Source organism: Streptomyces sp. CS113, assembly GCF_002188365.1.
Classification (GTDB): Bacteria; Actinomycetota; Actinomycetes; order Streptomycetales; family Streptomycetaceae; genus Streptomyces; species Streptomyces tendae.
Genome location: NZ_KZ195574.1, coordinates 6,103,527 through 6,121,280, shown reverse-complemented (window position 1 = coordinate 6,121,280; position 17,754 = coordinate 6,103,527). Strand labels below are relative to the sequence as shown.

11 protein-coding genes, 1 other RNA gene and 3 pseudogenes are annotated in these 17,754 nt (G+C 65.7%); 9 read left to right on the top strand and 6 right to left on the bottom strand.

Translation table 11 applies throughout. The annotated features are described in order from the left end of the window. Positions 1-59: 59 nt before the first annotated feature. From B9W62_RS27395 to B9W62_RS27375, 5 genes and pseudogenes are all read left to right on the top strand, one after another. The gene (locus tag B9W62_RS27395) at positions 60-1,541 is read left to right on the top strand and encodes an esterase/lipase family protein (protein WP_256976605.1); all 1,482 of its coding nucleotides are present in this window, start codon (positions 60-62) and stop codon (positions 1,539-1,541) included. A gap of 143 nt (positions 1,542-1,684) precedes the next feature. Next, a pseudogene (locus B9W62_RS27390) lies at positions 1,685-2,819 on the top strand (IS701 family transposase). A gap of 1,035 nt (positions 2,820-3,854) precedes the next feature. Further along, entirely contained in the window at positions 3,855-4,082 is a 228-nt protein-coding gene (locus B9W62_RS27385) for a hypothetical protein (protein WP_143665479.1), read from the top strand. A gap of 1,117 nt (positions 4,083-5,199) precedes the next feature. Next, a complete protein-coding gene (locus B9W62_RS40035; protein WP_143665478.1) occupies positions 5,200-5,649 on the top strand; it encodes a hypothetical protein in 450 nt (149 codons plus the stop codon). 179 nt (positions 5,650-5,828) lie between these two features. After that, the gene (locus tag B9W62_RS27375) at positions 5,829-6,656 is read left to right on the top strand and encodes an SAM-dependent methyltransferase (RefSeq protein ID WP_087809649.1); all 828 of its coding nucleotides are present in this window, start codon (positions 5,829-5,831) and stop codon (positions 6,654-6,656) included. A 44-nt stretch (positions 6,657-6,700) separates the two neighbouring features. On the opposite strand, the gene B9W62_RS27370 is transcribed toward B9W62_RS27375, so the two are convergent. Together B9W62_RS27370 and B9W62_RS41250 are read right to left on the bottom strand one after the other, a co-directional pair. After that, entirely contained in the window at positions 6,701-7,624 is a 924-nt protein-coding gene (locus tag B9W62_RS27370) for a helix-turn-helix domain-containing protein (protein ID WP_087809648.1), read from the bottom strand. Positions 7,625-7,726: 102 nt separating this feature from the next. After that, positions 7,727-8,107, bottom strand: coding sequence for a DUF397 domain-containing protein (locus B9W62_RS41250; protein ID WP_373433707.1), 381 nt, complete (start codon positions 8,105-8,107; stop codon positions 7,727-7,729). A 783-nt stretch (positions 8,108-8,890) separates the two neighbouring features. Between B9W62_RS41250 and B9W62_RS27360 the strand changes: the two genes are divergently transcribed. Both B9W62_RS27360 and B9W62_RS27355 read left to right on the top strand, forming a co-directional pair. Continuing rightward, on the top strand, positions 8,891-9,337 hold the full coding sequence (locus B9W62_RS27360) for a hypothetical protein (protein ID WP_087809647.1): 447 nt from the start codon (positions 8,891-8,893) through the stop codon (positions 9,335-9,337). 53 nt (positions 9,338-9,390) lie between these two features. After that, positions 9,391-10,230, top strand: a complete 840-nt coding sequence (locus B9W62_RS27355; protein ID WP_087809646.1) for a transposase family protein — start codon at positions 9,391-9,393, stop codon at positions 10,228-10,230. A gap of 84 nt (positions 10,231-10,314) precedes the next feature. On the opposite strand, the gene B9W62_RS27350 is transcribed toward B9W62_RS27355, so the two are convergent. Next, positions 10,315-12,819 carry an ATP-binding protein gene (locus B9W62_RS27350; protein ID WP_087809645.1) on the bottom strand — a complete coding sequence of 835 codons (2,505 nt, stop codon included), beginning with the start codon at positions 12,817-12,819 and terminating at the stop codon, positions 10,315-10,317. A gap of 436 nt (positions 12,820-13,255) precedes the next feature. On the opposite strand from B9W62_RS27350, the gene B9W62_RS40030 reads away from it, so the two are divergent. Next, a complete protein-coding gene (locus B9W62_RS40030; RefSeq protein WP_143665477.1) occupies positions 13,256-14,941 on the top strand; it encodes a hypothetical protein in 1,686 nt (561 codons plus the stop codon). Between the two features lie 139 nt (positions 14,942-15,080). Beyond that, the gene (locus B9W62_RS40890; RefSeq protein ID WP_256976603.1) at positions 15,081-15,560 is read left to right on the top strand and encodes a hypothetical protein; all 480 of its coding nucleotides are present in this window, start codon (positions 15,081-15,083) and stop codon (positions 15,558-15,560) included. Between the two features lie 99 nt (positions 15,561-15,659). Here B9W62_RS40890 and B9W62_RS27340 read toward each other — a convergent pair. The 3 genes and pseudogenes from B9W62_RS27340 to B9W62_RS41245 all read right to left on the bottom strand — a co-directional run. Next, positions 15,660-16,166, bottom strand: a pseudogene (locus tag B9W62_RS27340) (transposase family protein); the annotation flags it as partial. A gap of 306 nt (positions 16,167-16,472) precedes the next feature. Beyond that, positions 16,473-16,874: RNase P RNA component class A (rnpB, locus tag B9W62_RS27335), an RNA gene on the bottom strand. A gap of 70 nt (positions 16,875-16,944) precedes the next feature. Further along, positions 16,945-17,709, bottom strand: a pseudogene (locus B9W62_RS41245) (DMT family transporter); the annotation flags it as partial. Positions 17,710-17,754 lie beyond the last annotated feature (45 nt).

Below are 17,754 nucleotides of genomic sequence, written 5' to 3'. Positions count from 1 at the left end.
AAGTCAGGACTCTGCCGAAGGTCACCCCCCGTGTGCTGCATGTCACTAGTGTGACACGCATGAACCAGCCCTGGGTGGATTCTCCGGCATATGCAGCCCCGTACACAGAACCTGGCCTGACTCCGGCGGTCACACATGACGCGGTCGTCGTAGTGCCCGGGATCATGGGCAGCGAACTGTTCGACACAACCCTGGAGAAGGTTGTCTGGGGCATATCGAGCACGGGCTGGCTCGCTCGGGCCTGGCTCACGCCTCAGGGACTGACACCCCTCCACCTCAGGGACGAGGAACTCGCAGGAGAATACGGCCGGATCCAAGCACGCCGCCTTCTGCAAACACCGGCGTGGAGTCCGTTCCTGCGAGGCATCGAGCCATACCAACGGCTGCTTCGCACCGTCGAGGCCAGGGTGGCCCACCGTGATGCAGTCATGGCCTTTCCCTACGACTGGCGCCTGCCCGTAGCCGTCAGCGCCTGTCAACTCGCCCGGCAGGCCCGCGAGCACCTGCAACGCTGGCTCAACCACCCCGCACACGCCGAGGCACGCAAGCAGGCCGTCGACGAACGCCCCGCACGCCTCGTGTTCATCGCCCACTCCATGGGAGGTCTCGTCACCTACGCCGCTCTCACCCGCGGCGGCGACACCGACCTCACCGAAGACACCCGAGGTGTCATGACCCTCGGCACGCCCTTCCACGGATCAGTAGTAGCCGCAAACATCCTCAATGCGATCCAAGGCGGTCCGCTGCCCCTCCCGCACCGCCGCCTGGCAGCAGCGGCTGCCACCATGCCGGCGGTCCACGAACTGCTCCCCCGGTTCACATGCCTTGAGGACGGCACCACAGCGCGTCGGCTCACCGCCCCGGACGTAGGCGACCTCGGCGGCAGCAAGGACCTGTATGCCACAGCAGACGACTTCTTCGCCAGGCTCTACAGCACTGCGCTCCCGGTTCTGCGGCCAGTCGTGGGTATCCGCCAGGACACGGTGCAGTCGATGAAGCTTCGCGACGGTCTCGTCGTCGCCTCGGAGTACTGTTTTCGCGCTGACAGCGACGGCACGGTCAAACGAGACAACAACGGGGCTCCCCGCCGCTACCAAAGCTGGGGGGATGGGACCGTCCACCGTGAGTCCGCCTCACTGGATCGCCGTACAATCCCGGTATTTGCTCAGCACGGTGCCCTGGCCAGTGGACGCGATGCCTGCCGGGTTGTCAGTGACTTCCTACTCGAAGACGATCACCTCGGCCCTGAGCAGGCCGCGGACGGCATCGGTCTGAAGACCCCGGACTACGTCACGCCAGACGAGATCTGGGAGTGCACGGTCACCGGCAGCGACGATCCCGCAGAAGTCCGATGCAGCGTCTCCGAAGCGGACGGCACGTGGACGAAAACTCTGTCACTGGACATCACTGGTGACGGCAGGATGAGCACCAGCATCAGTCTCCCCAGCACAGGTCTCTACCGAGTCACCGCACAGGCCGACTACGGGCCAACCGTCACCCAGCTCGTCCTCAGCGGTCCCCGTGAACGGTCTGCATCATGAGGCTGCCGGTTACGGGACTAGTAGTGCTTGGTCAGGTGCGGTTCGTGGTGGCGTGTCTTGTTGATCGGTCGTGTCGTTGACCGGGTGTGCTGGGTGGGGAGTTGGCTGCGGTCCGGTGTGATCTGGAGGACTTCGCGGCGGAGATGTTCGAGCCGTTCGCGCGGGCGGATCAGCGACGATGGGGCGGGGTCTATCTGCGGGGTCTGCTGCTGGACGGCGGGCGTAAGTCGGTGGAGCCGATGGCCGCCCGCCTGGGCGAGGACGGGAACCGGCAGGCCCTGGCCCACTTCGTCACTTCCAGCCCGTGGGATGCGGCGCATGTGCGGGCCCGGTTGTGCGTCCGCGTGCGTGACCCGGCAGTACACCGGCACGGCGGGCAAAGTCACCAACTGCCAGGCCGGCGTCTCTCTGCACCTGGCTTCCGACGGTGCCTCGGCGGCGGTGAACTGGCGTCTTTTCCTGCCCGGGAGCTGGGATCCCGCCTCGCCGAAGGCAGATCCGGCCAAAGTGGCCCGCCGCGCGAGATGCGCCATTCCTGCCGAGGTGGGGCATGTCGAGAAGTGGCAGCTGGCTCTCGACATGATCGACGAGACGCGGTCCTGGGGCATCGAAGTACCCCAGGTCATCGCCGACGGCGGCTACGGGGACGCCGCCGCCTTCCGGCTCGGCCTGGAGACACGCGGTCTCGACTACGTGGTGGGCATCTCGACCACGACCACCGCGCAACCCGAACATGCACAGCCGTGCACCCCGGCCTGCTCCGGCCTGGGCCGACGGCCGGTCCCGGCCTACCCCGAGCCCGCGCAGACCGTGAAGAGCCTGGTCATCGCGGCCGGGAAACGCGCCGCGCGGCCGGTGCAGTGGCGGGAGGGATCGAGGCCGGGCAGTGGCCGCAGCGGACACAAACGCATGTACTCGCGCTTCGTGGCCCTGCGGGTCCGGCCCGCCGGACGTGAGATCCGCAAGGCCACGGCCGGCACCGGGCTCCCGGTCCGCTGGCTGCTGGCAGAATGGCCCGCCGACCAGGACGAGCCCGTGCAGTTCTGGCTGTCCAACCTGCCCGAGACCACCTCCCTGCCCGTCCTCGTGCGCACCGCGAAACTCCGCTGGCGCATCGAGAACGACTACCGCGAGATGAAGCAGACCCTGGGCCTGGCCCACTTCGAAGGCCGAACCTGGCCAGGCTGGCACCACCACGTCACCCTCGTCTCGGTCGCCCACGCCTTCTGCACCCTGCAGCGACTGAGCCGATCCCCAAAAGAGACGGCGTCGGCCTGAGCCTCTACCAAGTCGTTCGCGAGCTGCAGTTACTCCTCGCGATCTGGACCGGCGCCTGCCCCACCTGTCACCGCGACATGCCAGACCCCGCACCAACATGACCAAGCACTACTAGCGTGGGGTAGCAGCACACACGCCTGGTGGCCGTACGGCGCACTCAACCGCGGAGATCCCCTACACCACACAGCGGGACACCATCTGCCCTGCCATGGCATGACGATGCCCGTGCCCCCAGCGTCTCGACGAGTTGATCGCTGAGCTGGGACGTAGGGCACGAGTCAGAAGGCAGCGTCGGCTGCACGGCACCTCGCGAGGGCCTACTCGACGTGCGATGCACAGATCAAGCTGTAGAACGTGAGAGCGAATCGAGCGCCGCGTCACTTACGAGTTCGATGGCTTCACGCGCCAGCACCCCGCCCTGGATCTTTGCCAGGTGAAGACATCAGGCAGGGCGAGCATGCGTAATCCTGCCTGATCGTCAGCCTGTTGCGAGGAGTATCCGGCGTGAGCGTCCACGCCCAGGAAAGAAGTATTTGCTCCCGCACCTTTTCAATTTTCCCATCTGCACGGGCTTATGGGCACGGACGTGCGGGTTCCTCTTGTGCGTGTTCGCGAAGCACGTCACGACACCTTCCGCGCGCCACCTGATCTGTGAAGTTGTCAATCCCTGAAGTTTTCGGCGGGCATTTGGACTGTGTTTCGATCCATTACCGATCAGCAGAAAAACCAAATGATTCAGAATTCGAGTGCGAGTGAACGAAACTTGTCGAGCTGCGGCAGAGTTGCAGGGCGGGAGCGCTTTGCATGAAGGGAAGGCCGCCTGATGGCCCGGTGAATCGTCCTGATCCGACGATATGGTGTCGTGACCGCATGCAGCCGACCGATGGCAGGCTGTCATAGCGGTGGCCCCGGGCTGCATCCCAGGGCCACCTGTCAGGCCATCGACAACCGAAGAAAGGATTGAACGTGACCCACGGAGAAAACCGGGAGCTGGCCTTTACTCCCCCGGATGTTCCCCTCGGGATTATCCCTGCCATGCGTGGTGGTGAAACCTGTAGCACCACACTGATCGATGTTCGGCTGTGCGCAAGCCTGCTGATCGCCGTCCTCGCCCTGACAGTAGTCATCGTCCTGCTGGTCGTGGCATGGCCCGCCGTGGAGAAGGCCCCGGGCGTGTGGCCGTGCGTCGTGTCCGTGGTGCTGAGTCTGCTGGGCCTGTCCCGCCGTAGCTACCTCCGCATCATCCGCTTCCGCCGGGCCTGACTCTTGCTCCCGGGTGGGTGCCTTCGCATGGCACCCACCCGGGAGTGGCCCCTGCCCGCTAACGCGGGCCACCAAGTGCTGAGTACTGGGGAGGGAGCCCCGATGGCGAAACCACCACGATCACGATGCGCCTTCTGCGGCAAGGGTGTCGAGCATTCAAACCAGGGCGGGCGCCCCAAGGACTACTGCGACCCGGTGTGCCGCCGCCGGGCACAGCGTCAGCGTGACCGAGAACGGCGCGCAGCCGAGCCGTCGCGCACCGACTGGCAGGTGATCACCGGCGACCTGTTCGTCCGCACCCAACGGCTGCTGGGTACGGACAGTGATCAGTCGGCCCTGGCAACGACGCTGGACCTGACGGCACGTCTTCGTGAGGATGCAGAGTGCCTGGCTGCTGTGGCGGTCGACAGCGCGCGTTCCGAGGGGTGGACGTGGACAGAGGTTGCTACTGCGGCCGGCCTGAGCGAGGCATCCGCGCGAGCCCGGTGGGGCGGTGTACGTGTCCAGCGCCTGCTCTCCAAGCGGGCAGCGCTTTCCACGTCAGAACGGACACGTGGGATTCACCCGCTGCCAGCTGCCTCTGACCAGGCTGGTGTGCGTTCCTTCGTAGCCTCAAAGGGCGGTGCGGTGCAGGAACTCGGGACTGCTCTGCGCACGCTTCATAAGCGTTCAGGCGTCAGTCTTCGCCTCGTTTCGGACATCACCGGTCTGGCCCTTCCAGTCCTCACCGCCGTACTCGACGGCTCCAGGGTTCCCTCCTGGCCAGAGACCTACATGCTGTCTCACGCTCTGGGGGGCGACCCGCAGGACGTACAGCTCTTGTGGCACTGCGCCGCGGCCGTTCCGCTACCTGCCGAGGCAGCGCCCAGCATCAGCCGATTGGGAGCAGCACTGCGCGGTGCCCACCTTGCGGCGGGGCTCCCTGACCTCGCCATCAGCTGCCCGCCGGGGCTGAGCTTGGCTGACGCCTGCGCGGCACTCGCTGGCGAAGCGATGGTGGACTGGCAGCTGCTGAGGGGCCTCCTCATGAGGTTGGGTGCGGATCCGTCACGTCTCGCACCTCTATGGCTGGCCGCACGAACCGCGCAGCGTGCCATCAGGGCAGGAGAGGGTTGACGTGCCCGGGCACAACCGTCGACCGCCCTGCCCGCCTCTCTTCCGGTTGGAGTTCGCGGCCTTCTGCGAAGCCAACCGCAATACCTACCTTCGTTACGCCCATGCTCGTCTGGGGGATCAGGCGGATGCAAGGCAGTGTGTGGGTGTGGTACTCGGTGACCTCGGGCCACGCTGGATCGCAACACTGGGCAGCGCGAGCCCGGCTGCCCGAGCCTGGGGAGATCTCCGTGCCGAGACCAAGCGTCGCACAACCGGCGCAGCGAAGCGGCCGGGGCAGCTTCATACCGTCCTGCGGGAAGACCAGGCCGACATCATGCTCCTGCATCACCACCTCAGGCTGCCCGTCGATGCCGCGGCCGGCTTCATGGGTCTTGCGAGCCCCGAGGCCCGCGCCCTCCTCCGTGGGGCCGAGCGTGATCTCGACAACCTGCACCCCTCTCACTGCGGCTGAGAGCGGTACCCCCTCCGGCAGAAGCGGCCGGGCGTGTATCGGTAGTGAAGCGTGCACCGGGGCATAACGACTCTGCGCCTTACGCCTCATTGAGCGACTAGCCGACCGCTTCCCGTACTCCTAGGATGAGCCCCTACATTCAGAACACCAGCCCTCGCCAGGGCTCACGGGGAGCATGCATGGCCTACGGGGAGAAACCCCAAACTCACTTTATCGACACCAGCAACGCCAGTGCCGCACGTATGTACGACTGGCTCTTAGGGGGGACGGAAAACTATGAGGTCGACCGCGTAGCCTGCAGTGAGCTCCTGAAGATCGCTCCTAGCACTCAGCAACTGGCCCGCAGTAACAGGGACTTCCTCAGACGGGTGGTTCGCCACCTGGCCACTGAAAAACAGATCACTCAGTTCCTCGACCACGGTTCCGGGCTGCCCACCCAGGACAACGTCCACGAGGTCGCACAAGGTGTCCGCCCTGGCGCAAGAGTGGCCTACGTCGACAACGACCCCATGGTTCTTGCACATGCCCGTACATCCCTGGACGACAACACGAACACCATGGTCGTCGACTACGACATGCGGCGCACGCACGACATCCGACAGGCCACCGGAAGTCTTCTCGACTGGAGCCAGCCCATCGCGGCTCTGTTCGTATCCGTTCTCCACTGCCTCCCCGACACCGACGACGAACGCGACCCAGCAGCGGTAATAAGAGCTGTCGCCGACCAACTCGTCCCGGGCAGCTACATGGTCATCTGCCAGCTCGTCAGTGACGATCCCGCCGTGCGCGACGGCGTCACCCAACTGATGGCTGACGCCACACACGGCAACTGGGGCCGAGTACGCGAAACCCATGAGGTACGCCGGTACTTCGACTGCCTGGAGATTGAGTCACCGCCCGGATTGGTTGACGTGATCGACTGGCGACCCGACTCCCCGCCGCCACCCGGTCATCTGCGGCCCACGGACTGGGTCGAGTGGGGCGGCGTCGGTCGCGTACTCGGATAGCCACTGCGACCAGGCCACCGCGGAGGGCTAACCGGCAGTGATCCTCAGCCTGATCCCTCCGCGGCGGCCCGCCGCTCCCAGTGATCGAGCGCATCCTTCAGGGCGGCAGTGCTGTCCGGCCGCTCGTAGGTGTTCGCACGTACGTTGTCCAGCAGATGACGGTACTTGTCGAGCTGACGCTTCTGCGTGACGTAGTTGGCTCCGTCGAGGTGCTCCACGTAAGCCAGCTCCTGGCAGTCGCCGTCCGTGAACTTCAAGTGGAAAATCGGATACGGCGGAACCATGGCCTCCTTGCGGACTATGCGGACATTGACACGGTCCGTCAGTGTGGCCTTCAGGAGGAACCTGACTTGCTCGACCATGACGCCGGCAGTGCCGTACGGGCGGTAGAGGACTTCCTCGCTGATGAGGGCAGCCAGGGTGGGAACGCCCTTGTCGAGCATGACCTGCCGCTGCATCCGCAGAGCGACAATGCGATCGACGTCGGCGTCCGACAGTCCGACCTCCATCATCCGGACAATCGCCCGCGCGTAGGCCTCGGTCTGCAGCAGGCCGGGCACGACACGCGGCTCGAAGACGGAGATGGTCTGTGCGGTCGCCTCCAGACGGATCAGGCGCTTCAGGAAGTTGGGCGTGACGTCGGCGAAACGTGCATAAAGATCCGCGTTGCCGGCCTGGGCCAGAAGCTGGTCCAGCTGACTCTGCTGCTCGCGGGAGAGACCGTAGAAGACGGCAAGGTCGTGGACATCCCGCGGCTTGGCCGGGCTCTCCCCCCGCTCCAGACGACTCACCTTGGACGTGGACGCCCGGATCACCTGCGCCGCATCGGAGAGGGTGTACCCAAGGCGCTCTCGGTGGAATCGCAGTTCATCCCCCAGAAGCCGCCCAGCGGGACGCTGCTCGTCGGACGCTTGGATTCGGACGACCGATGCGTCGACCTCGCGCAGGGTCTTACGAGCGGCGGGCATACGCACTCCGAAGGTTCAGGGACAACACAAATTGACCCCAGAATGCCTGGCAGATGCCCGCCGCCACAAACTGTGGCCTAAGCCTTACTCGCCGTCGGCCTGCTATGCGGCGAGGTGGTCGAACTCCGCCCTCTTCGCGCCATCGAGGAAGGCGCGCACTTCCGCCTCCGTGAAGATCAAGGCAGGACCCTCCGGGTCCTTTGAGTTCCGCATGGCGACACCGCCCTCCCGCAGCTTGGCCACTTCGACGCACTCACCAGCCCCCACACTCGCCCGAGCCTTCAACCAGGTCACCCCCGTGATCTTGCCTGCCGGGACGCCGTTCGTGATGACCATTACCATCCTCACCCACTTCTGGTCGTACTGATCGAGCCCTGATGCACACGTTTCCCATATGGGAATCAGGGCCGCTGATCGTGCAAGGATATGTGGGTGGGACCGGGCAGACATGTCCCCGAAAGAGTGCAGTTCGAACCCGTTCATCGCATGAAAGTACTCACCACCCGGTGGGCGTCTCGCAGCAGCGCCGAGTGCTTGATGAGCTGGTCCGGAGAGAGGCGGTGGAGCAAGACCTGGGCCACCGCGCCACTTCAGGCCGGGATGCAACAGCCGAAGCCCCGAGCGGCCGGATCGAGACGGTCAGTGCCGCCCGTTATGGCTTGAAGCGGAAGCGACGAGGCGCAGATCTCGCACTGGACGAGCTCGGCAGTGCACAGGCACCCCTCGCTGATCTCGGGGGATCACTTCCGGGCCCCTAACGCCGCTACCGGGGTCAGAGACCCGCACCCAGCGGACCCGACCCGCAAGGCGACGGAGACGCACTCCAGCCAGCGGGACGGTTTTGCCAGGACGGATCCAAAGGTCAGTGCTCAGTGAGGTCCCGGATGTCCCAGCCTGCGTCGAGCCCCGCCCACGTACCGCTTACCTCGGGTAGGTGGCGCGCAGGAGTTCGCGTGCCACACCGGCCAGGGAGGGCCATTGCCGTCCGGTCCGGTGCGGAGAGTGACCGAGACCTGTTCCGTAGGGGCTAAACGACCTCAGGCTGAGACATGGTCTCACTGAGTGGTGTGCATCGTGAAGTCGCAGGTCATGGGTCTGGTGTGAATGGCGGGTTGGATGCTCGTACCGGTCGGCGGGCGATGACCATGGCGTAGATCATCGGGCAGGTCCGGCTCCGGCGAAATGCCGGGTTCGGCTGCACCCACGACCGGCCCCGCCTACGATCCGTCATCAGGTCGACACGCCGTGAGAAGGAGGGCTCGGGGGATGCAGGAGCGGCAGTGGATCACCGCCCGCCGGAGCGAACTGGACGCCCTCGCAGAGGAGTTGGCCAAGCAACTCCAGGAGGTCCAGGCCGAGCGGGATGAACTGGCGATCGCGGAGCGGGTGCTGAACCGCCTGGCCGAGCAGGCCCGGGCCGACGCTGGGGCTGTCGCTCCGGTATCGGCGAAGGTGGCCGGGCGGGCAGTCCTGCTCATCCCGCACCGCAGCGACGCGTCCGACGAGGGCGCGCTGCCCGGCGACTACCGCAAGATCCTTGCGTTCGTGCGGGAGGCCAACGGCCCGGTGCAGGTCAGAGCGGTCGGCGAGCGGCTGGGGCTGGACGCCTCGGTGCGCGGCAAGCTGGAACCTTTGCGGGCGAAGATGACCAAGCTCGCCGACCGCGACTGGCTGCACAAACGCCCTGACGGGCAGTTCACCGCACGTCCATAACTGCGCGGGGCCCGGGCGTAACTGTCGGATACCCGACCGTAGTTGAGTTTGGTGTGAAGAAAAACAACAGTTCCGTCGAGGGCCCTGACGGCCTTGTCTACACCGCCCGCCTGCCGCTGTCGAGTGCCACTCTGAACTGGCTCGCCGACCTGATACGCGGCCACCTCAAGAAGATCGGCTCCAGGTGGCGCGCCCTGCCCGCAGGGAAGATCGCCACCATCGTGCTGGCGGTGCTGCGCTGTGACCAGCGGCCCGGCGACCTGGCCGGCGGCAACGGAGTACACCGCACCACCGTCACCCGATGGGTGGGGGAGGTCATCGGCCTGCTCGCCGCCCGCGCCCCACGCCTGGACCGGGCCCTGAAGAAGATCGCCCGAATGGGTGGCGGCATCGTACTGCTGGACGGATCGGTGATCCGTACCCAGCGCAGAACCGGGAAGGAGAACCGGAAGAACTACTCCGGCAAGAACAAATGCCACGGCCTGCTCGTGATCGCCCTCACCGACGACCGGGGCCGACTGCTATGGATCTCGGCGGCCCGCCCCGGGCGCACCTCGGAGATCACCGCCTGCCGACACGACAAGCTCACCCAGAAACTGCGGGAAGCCGGGCTCGGAGCCATCGCCGACCTGGGATTCGTCGGCCTCGACGACGGCGGCCCCGACACCGACCCGGCGGTGATCACCGGCTACAAGGCCGCACGGAACCGGCCCCTGACACGATGCCAGAAGCTGTCCAACACGGCACTGGCGGCCATCCGGGCACCCGTCGAGCACGGCTTCGCCCACCTCAAGAACTGGCGCGTCCTCAGCAAGGGACGCACCGACCCCGCCTGGGCGACCGCCCTGGTCAGGGCCCTACTGGTCCTCACGAACCGCGAAGTCGCCCGATGACCGACGATCTTCACCAAAGTCACCTGCCAGCGACCAGCACGAGCATCCCGATGCCCACTCACACCAGCCCCGTGACCAGCAAACTCAGCCTTCACACCTCTCATTGTCCCGGAGCGCCTTCTCCAGCGCCCGGCGCAGACCGAGGCGTTGGCCTTCCTGGTACGCACGGGTGTACTCGATGTCGCCGAGTGATCTACGGGCATTTTCGAGACCACGTTCCCGGTGGGCGGTCAGGAGGGCGAACCCGAAGAGCCGAGGAGTGCCGGACGGGTGCCACACGCGGTCCACGGCTCCCAGCAGGACCGCTGCCGAGCGTGCGTCGCCATAGGAGGAGAGCAGCCAGGCGAGAGTTTCGCTGAGTGCTGCTTCTCCCAGGTGTTCGTCGATCTTCCTGGTGTGCCGGAGCGCACGGTGGAGGAGTTGCAGGGCGATCTCCGGCTGCCCGGCTTCACCGTGGTCGACGGCGAGGGCCCATAGCAGGTAGCACTGGTGCCACGTGTTTCCTTGGGTCTCGGACATCGCCAGGGCCTGTTCGAGCAGGGTGGTGGAGCGAGTGCGCTCGCCTTGGAGAACGGCGGCGAAGCCGAGTTGTGCGATGCACTGCTGCTGTGTCAACAGCGGGGCGAACCAGTGCCCGATAGCCAGGGAGGAGTTCGCATGCCGCGCTGTGGTCTCCGTGTCCCCGGTGACCAGTGCTGTCAAGCTCCGCAGCTGCAGAAAAGCAGCGGTGAGTTCGGCCCTGGTCGCCCGGTGCGCCGAGAGGTTTGCACTGCCGGAAGCGGCGGGCATGTCGGCCAGGGCTTGTTCGCTGCGGCTGATCATCTCGTGGGTGCTGTCGTGGTCTCCGTGGAGGAGCAGCAAGAAGCCGGCTACCCATGCGGCTTGGCACCATGTGACGGTGGTCTCGGGGGAGGGAGGCTGCGGGTGCCGTTCGAGGATCGTTCGCATCCAGTGTGCGCCCTCGCCGACATTGGCCGATGTCAGACAGTGCAGCCAGAAGCCGAGGGACGCGCGTAATACGGCCTCCGCGGGCTCACCGGGCGGCGGTGGTGCGGTGACGATCTGCCGCAGGTTGGGGTGTTCGGCACGCAGGCGACGCAGCCACTCGGCCTGTTCAGAGGAGCCGTAAGCGATTCCGGCCTGTGCGGCGAGGTTGAGGTACCACGCACGATGGCGACGCAGGGCGAGTTGCGCTCGGCCGCTTTCTGTCAGACGTTCCTGCCCGTATGCACGGACGGTTTCGAGCATGTGCAGGCGGGTGCGACCGCCTGTTTCGACGCTGGTGAGGAGTGACTTGTCCACGAGCCCGGCCAAGGCTTCGAAAGCGTCATAGGTTGCGGCGGCATCGGGGTCTTCGCCTTCTTCGGTGCGTCCGCAGAGTTGCTCGGCATCGGCGAGCAACATCCCGCCGGAACACAACGACAGCTGCTGCCAGGCCGTTCGCTCGGCCTCGGTGCACAACTCGTAGCTCCAGTCGAAGAGTGCGCGCAGCGCCTGGTGGCGAGGATGTGCTGTGCGGTCGCCTCCGCCGGGGCCGAGCAGGCGGAACCGGTGGTCGAGCCGTTCCAGAAGTTCGTCGACGGTCAGGGTACGCAGCCGTCGTGCGGCGATCTCCAGGGCGAGAGGCAGGCCGTCCAGCCTCTGGCACACACGAGCAACGGTGAGCCGGTTTACCTCGGTGCCCCGGAAACCCGGGGTGGCAGCCTCGGCGCGGTCCACGAAGAGGGTCATGGCCGGAGAGGTCAAGGGGCCCTCGTCCGTGGCATCTGTCTCGTGCAGGCGCCCCTCCATCAAGGCAGGCAGGCCCAGCGGTCTCACCTGTAGCACATGCTCGGCACCGATATCGAGGGGCTGTCGGCTAGTGGCGAGGATGCGCAGTTCCGGCAAGAGCGCGAGCAAGTCACGGACAGTGCGTACGCATCCGTCCAGCACGTGCTCACAGTTGTCGAGCAGGAGGAGGACACTACGTCCCCGCAGCGCCCCGGCAAGCGCAGACATGGGGTCCTGCCTCGCCCTGGCAACCACGCCGACGGCGGAGGCGACCGCTTCGACGACGGCGTGGTCGCTGCCGAGGTCGGCCAGCTCCGCACAGTACGTACCGTCCGTGAATCGCTCGGCCACCTCGCGGACGAGATGCTTGGCCAACCGCGTCTTACCCACACCGCCAATCCCGACCAGAGTGACAAGTCGGCATCGCTCCAGCAGCTCGCCGCCGGCAGCCAGCTCAGGTTCACGGCCCACGAAACTGGTGGCTTCCGCATGGCCGAAGTCATACGGGACGACGCGGGCAGCGTTCCCGTGTGTCTCGGCCCCGTACAGGTCACGCCGTACCTGCTCCCAGTGTTCGTACCACGGGTGTGGATCCCCGCTGCAGGCGCGGACGTAGGCAAGGAGTACCTCTCGGGTGGGCAGCCGCTGCCCAGCGGCTGCCTGAGACAGCGTACTGGGAGAGAAATGAGCCGCAACGGCCATCTCCGAGTAGGTGAGTCCGGCCTTTTTACGGAGTGCGCGCAGCTCTAGCGCGAAGCGTTCCAGCGGACCCGCCTGTGGATCGAGCGGCTGTTCCCGACGCCCCGGCCTGCCTGCCAACTCTGTCCACCTCCCCCGACGTTCAGATTGTTTGGTTGATTATGTCTGCTCTTGCAGAGTGGCGAACAACCCTCGACGTCTCCGATGCTCAAGGCCAACCGCTCCGCTGAGCAGCCAAGGCCGAGGCGGGGTGCGTCGGACTTGTCGTGCACTGCCGTGATGTGGCTGCTCAGCCAGCCCAGGGAGGGCAGGCAGAGGCGTGCGGATGACGGCCGTCGGGCCGTCCGCAGGGAAACCTCACAAGTAGGGGACGGAGAGCACAGGGTCATGGATGCAAGGACGACGGAGTCCACAAATCCGTCGGATGCCGAGCACGGCGATTTGGCCGTGGCGGCGATCTCGGGGCACCAACGGTTCATCAGTGAGTCAAGGACCCCTTCGGCCTTGACGGCCGACAGCACGATTGTTGGTCGGCTCGCAGGAGGAGGGGGCTTGCGTGGATATCGCACCAATCACGCATGATGCGGCGGATGCACTCACCGACTACCTTGCGCAACTGGGCAGCGGAGTGCTGGAGCGTGTGCAGAACAGCGCTATCGATCGTCTCTACACCCTGGCGGAAGATCAACTAAGGGCGACTCAAGCAGGCGCCGCGATTTTGGAGCGGGTCGAGGAGAGCCCACAAGACGCTTCAATCCAGGCGTATCTGCGTTCTGCTCTACAGGTGCAAGGTGAGGCGAATCAGCAGTTTGCCGACCAACTGGCTGCACTTGTACGCGAGGTACAGGCTTCCAAGCCCTCGCGCGGCGATTATCGGGCGAGCTTCAATAATTCTGGCGACTTTCAGATCAGAAAGGGAGCTACCTTCGCACAAGGGGACGTCGATCAATCGAAAAAGGTTTACCGGTCCGGGAGCTGGAAGTTTTGGGTCGGAGGCGCCTCAGCACTCCTCCTTCTCTCTGGTGGTATCACCGCCATCGTCTCAGCCGCCACCCATGCTGATCAGAGACCCAACAGCGCCAAGGATCACACAGCGGCAACAGGAGAACCGTCCAATGGCGATGAGACCGCCAGCGTGAATGGGTCTCCCGGAGGAGAGCTCCGAGAATTCTCGCGCAAGCTCACTGATGTGTTCTTCACCTCAGGGCCAGTTATCTGCAATCGGACCAATGAAGGGTGGGTTGCCTCCCGTTACAACATAGGCTTCAAAGAGAAGGCCGCTTCGGTCTCCTTTGGCGACTTAAAAACGAGGCTTACAGAGATCGCCAAGCAGGCAGGTGGCGGGACTTCGAACATTCCAAATCCGTGCGAGCATGGCGTCAGCGCAATTTCCCCAGACGGAAATCGCATCGCGATCCAAGTCGACACGAACGGCCACGACTACACTGACGGCGGGGGCCATGTTGGCTGGCTAGACCTCACGACCGGAAGATTCTTCGACATAACACAGAAGTCCGCGAAGTCAGGATACTCCCCCGAGGAGTACATCGACTCAAACCCAGGATTCTCTGGTAGTGGAGATCTCTGGTTCCTGCGAGATAGCCAGGAAATCAAATCTGCCGACAAGAGAGGTCGTCTCGCCAGTCGAAAGTTCAGCTTCGCCTGCTTCAAGGATGACCTTGATGAGGGTTACCAGGTCGTAGGGTCACTAGCGATTCCTTGCCTGGACCCGATTCACCCGAATAAAAGGTTCGTCGCCGAGGGGAACGAATCTTCGGGAAAGTTCGCCTATGACGTCATTTCACCTGGCGCCGACCGGTTTTCCGACCTCGGAGTTATTGGCCCCTGGGATCGGGAGGTGCGAGTTAAAGACGCCAAAGGCACAGCCGAGTACTGCAACCCCACGGCATGGCTGAGTAGTACTGAGCTGCTATGCACGGGGGACGACAACGAGTTCTTTACAGTGACTGTGAACCCCTCCAGAGCAGAGAGCAATCTGGAATATCTCCAGACCGACACCCTTGCCGTGAAGTCCGTGATCGCTGCGTCCACCAATCGGCGAATCTTCGGTGCGATGTTGACTCCGGATTATTCTTGGCTGTACATCCTCGCAGGAGGCGACGGCCAGGGGGATACTGGCAAGGTGTACCGGGGGAGCCTGAAGAATCCGGGAAAGGTTGAAGAGGTAAGCCCGCTCCCCGCCGGGACCGACCTTTACACCACCATTCGATGGAATACCTGAACCTGAGACAGAGCAGTGCGGGTTGAGAAGGCATTGCCTTTCCGGACTTGAGGACTGCGTTTTTCCGCTGGTCGGGCGTAGGCCAGCGATTCTGTGGGATTGGTGGCCTGTCGTGCAGCCGCTTCCCGGGAGGTCGTGGATGCCGTCGGTGGTTGGGCTGTTGGAGCAGCGTGAGCTGGGTGCTCGCCGTCGTGTGGAGGAGCTGCGGGAGGAGGCCGACCGTAGCCAGGCGGAGTTGGCCGCGGCCGAGCAGGAATCGGGGGGCCCGCCAGTTACGCCCCGACAGATCACGGCCTGCCGCCACGACCAGCTCACCGACCGTCTTCGCGCGGCCGGCCTCGGCGCGATCGCCGACCTGGGCTTCGTCGGCCTCGACGACAGCAGCCCGGAGGCCGACCCGGCGGTGATCCCCGGCTACAAGGCCGCCCGCAACCGGCCGCTCACCCGCGGCCGGAAGCTGTCCAACACGGAGCTGGCCGCCGTCCGTGCGCCGGTCGAGCACGGTTTCGCGCACCTTCAGAACTGGCGAGTGCTCACCAAGGTCCGCACCGACCCGAAATGGCCGACCTCCCTGGCCAGGGCCCTGCTGGTGCTGACGAACCGCGAAGTCGCCCGCTGACCGATGATCTAGACGGGAGTCATGCGCTCGTGACCAGCCCGAGTACCCCGAAGCCCGCCCACACCAGCCCCATGACCAGGGACTTCACGATGCACACCACTCAATCAGGACGGTTGCGTAGCGGTGGCGGCGCTTGAGCGCGAAGTCGTCGACGCCCAGGACGCGCGGCACCCGCACCACGGGCAAGGGCAGGTGGGCCAGGAGCCTGAGCGCGGTCGAGCGGGATATCGCCACAGCCAGGACACGGGAGAGGCGGGCACCCGCCCGGCCCGCTAACTCCTTCACCACCTGGCCGAGCTGGTCGGCGAGGCGGCATGTGCGCCGCTGATAGCGTTCGATCAGGCCGGGGACCTGTTCACGGAACGTCTGGCGGTGGCACCCCAGGACCGGGCAGACCAGACGCCGGACCTGCACCGATACCACGACTCGCCTGCCGTCCGCCGGCACGTCCGCGATCGTACGTTGATGGATGCCATGCACCCGCCCCGTCGGCTGCCCGCACACCGGGCACTGCACCAACTCGTCCCGCGTCCGGGCCCGCACCCGGATGAACTCGCCCTCGTCCGTCACTTCGTCGACGACGAGCGAGGCGAGTCCCGAAAACACTACGTCCACAAGGTCGTTGACATCTTCCATGCACCGTCAACGACGGTCGTCACCCCTCGTTACCACCGATTACGGGACAGAGCCGAACGATTTACAGTCCCTCTCCGGCGGACGGAAGCTCAAGAAGGGGAGCAAACGCTTCACGCTCGGCAACGGACCGGAAATCAGGCACCTAACCAAAGGAGTACTGGCCGTACATGTCCACGTTGTCCCCGGGACCTGGGCTGCAATTCGAACCGAAACGACCCGGCCAGAGACATCCAGAGGCAGCCAATGCCTCCATATGCTGCAAAAACATGAAAAAGGCAGACGAGTCGGGACATACGCCGGGTTCTGTTCCGACGGGGCCTCGCGGTCCCGTCGGCGACGGCCATCCATCTAGGGCCGGCGTTGCCACCGGCCTCCAGCGGTCTACCCGCGGACTCGGGCGGGCAGCCCTCGATCGTCCGCGCAGGGGCACCGGGGTGCCCCCTCTTGACCTTGCTCCGGGTGGGGTTTACCTAGCTGCCCAGGTCGCCCTGGGCACTGGTGGTCTCTTACACCACCGTTTCACCCTTACCGGGGGCCGAAGCCTCCGGCGGTCTGCTTTCTGTGGCACTGTCCCGCGGGTCACCCCGGGTGGCCGTTAGCCATCACCCTGCCCTGTGGAGCCCGGACGTTCCTCGGGAAGTCCCGTGAGGGACTCCACGCGGCCGCCCGCCCGGCTCGTCTGCCGTGTCGACCATGGTACCCGGCGGACCTCCCGCCCCGGACCGGCGGCGGCCGTCGCGAGGACCGAGCCGGCCAGGATCAGGGTGAAGGCGACACCGATGCCGAGGGTCAGCTCCTCGTCCAGGAAGAGGGCGCCCGCGGCGACGGCGACCGCCGGGTTGACGTACGTGATGACGCCGGCGCGGACCGGGCCGGCCTCCTTGATCAGCTCCAGGAACACCACGAACGCGATCGCCGTGCAGACGACCCCGAGTCCGGCCAGGGCTGCCAGGGCCTCGCCGGAGGGGAGGCCGGCGGGCCGGGTCAGGAAGGCCGCGGGGGCGTAGACGACGGCGGCCAGGGTCAGGCAGGGGGTGATGAGCTGGAGGGTGGGGACGTCCTTGAGGTGGCGGGCGGCGATCAGTGGGGCGGTGGCGTAGCCGACGACCGTCACCAGCACCTCGGCCAGCGAGCGCGCGTCGCCGCCGGTGAGGTGCGGCACGGTGAGGACGGCGACGCCCCCGAGGCCGAGGCCGAGTCCGGTGACGCGGCGGGCGCCGACCCGTTCCTCGGCGCCGAAGAAGCGGGCCAGGAGCACCCCGACGATGGGCACGCCCGCGATCAGCAGCCCGGCGGTGGAGCTGGACAGGTGCCGTTCGGCGTCCGTCAGGGTCCACCAGGGGCCGATGATCTCGATCACGGCGAAGGCCAGCATCGGCTTCCAGTGGCGCCGTACGGTGCCGAAGAGGTCTCCCGTGCGCAGGGCGAAGGGGAGCAGGAGTGCCGCGCCGAGCGCGCAGCGCGCGAACACCACTCCGGACGGGGACACCTCGTCCACCGCCACCTTGATCATCAGGTAGGGGACGCCCCAGACCACTCCCATCAGGGAGAACAGGAA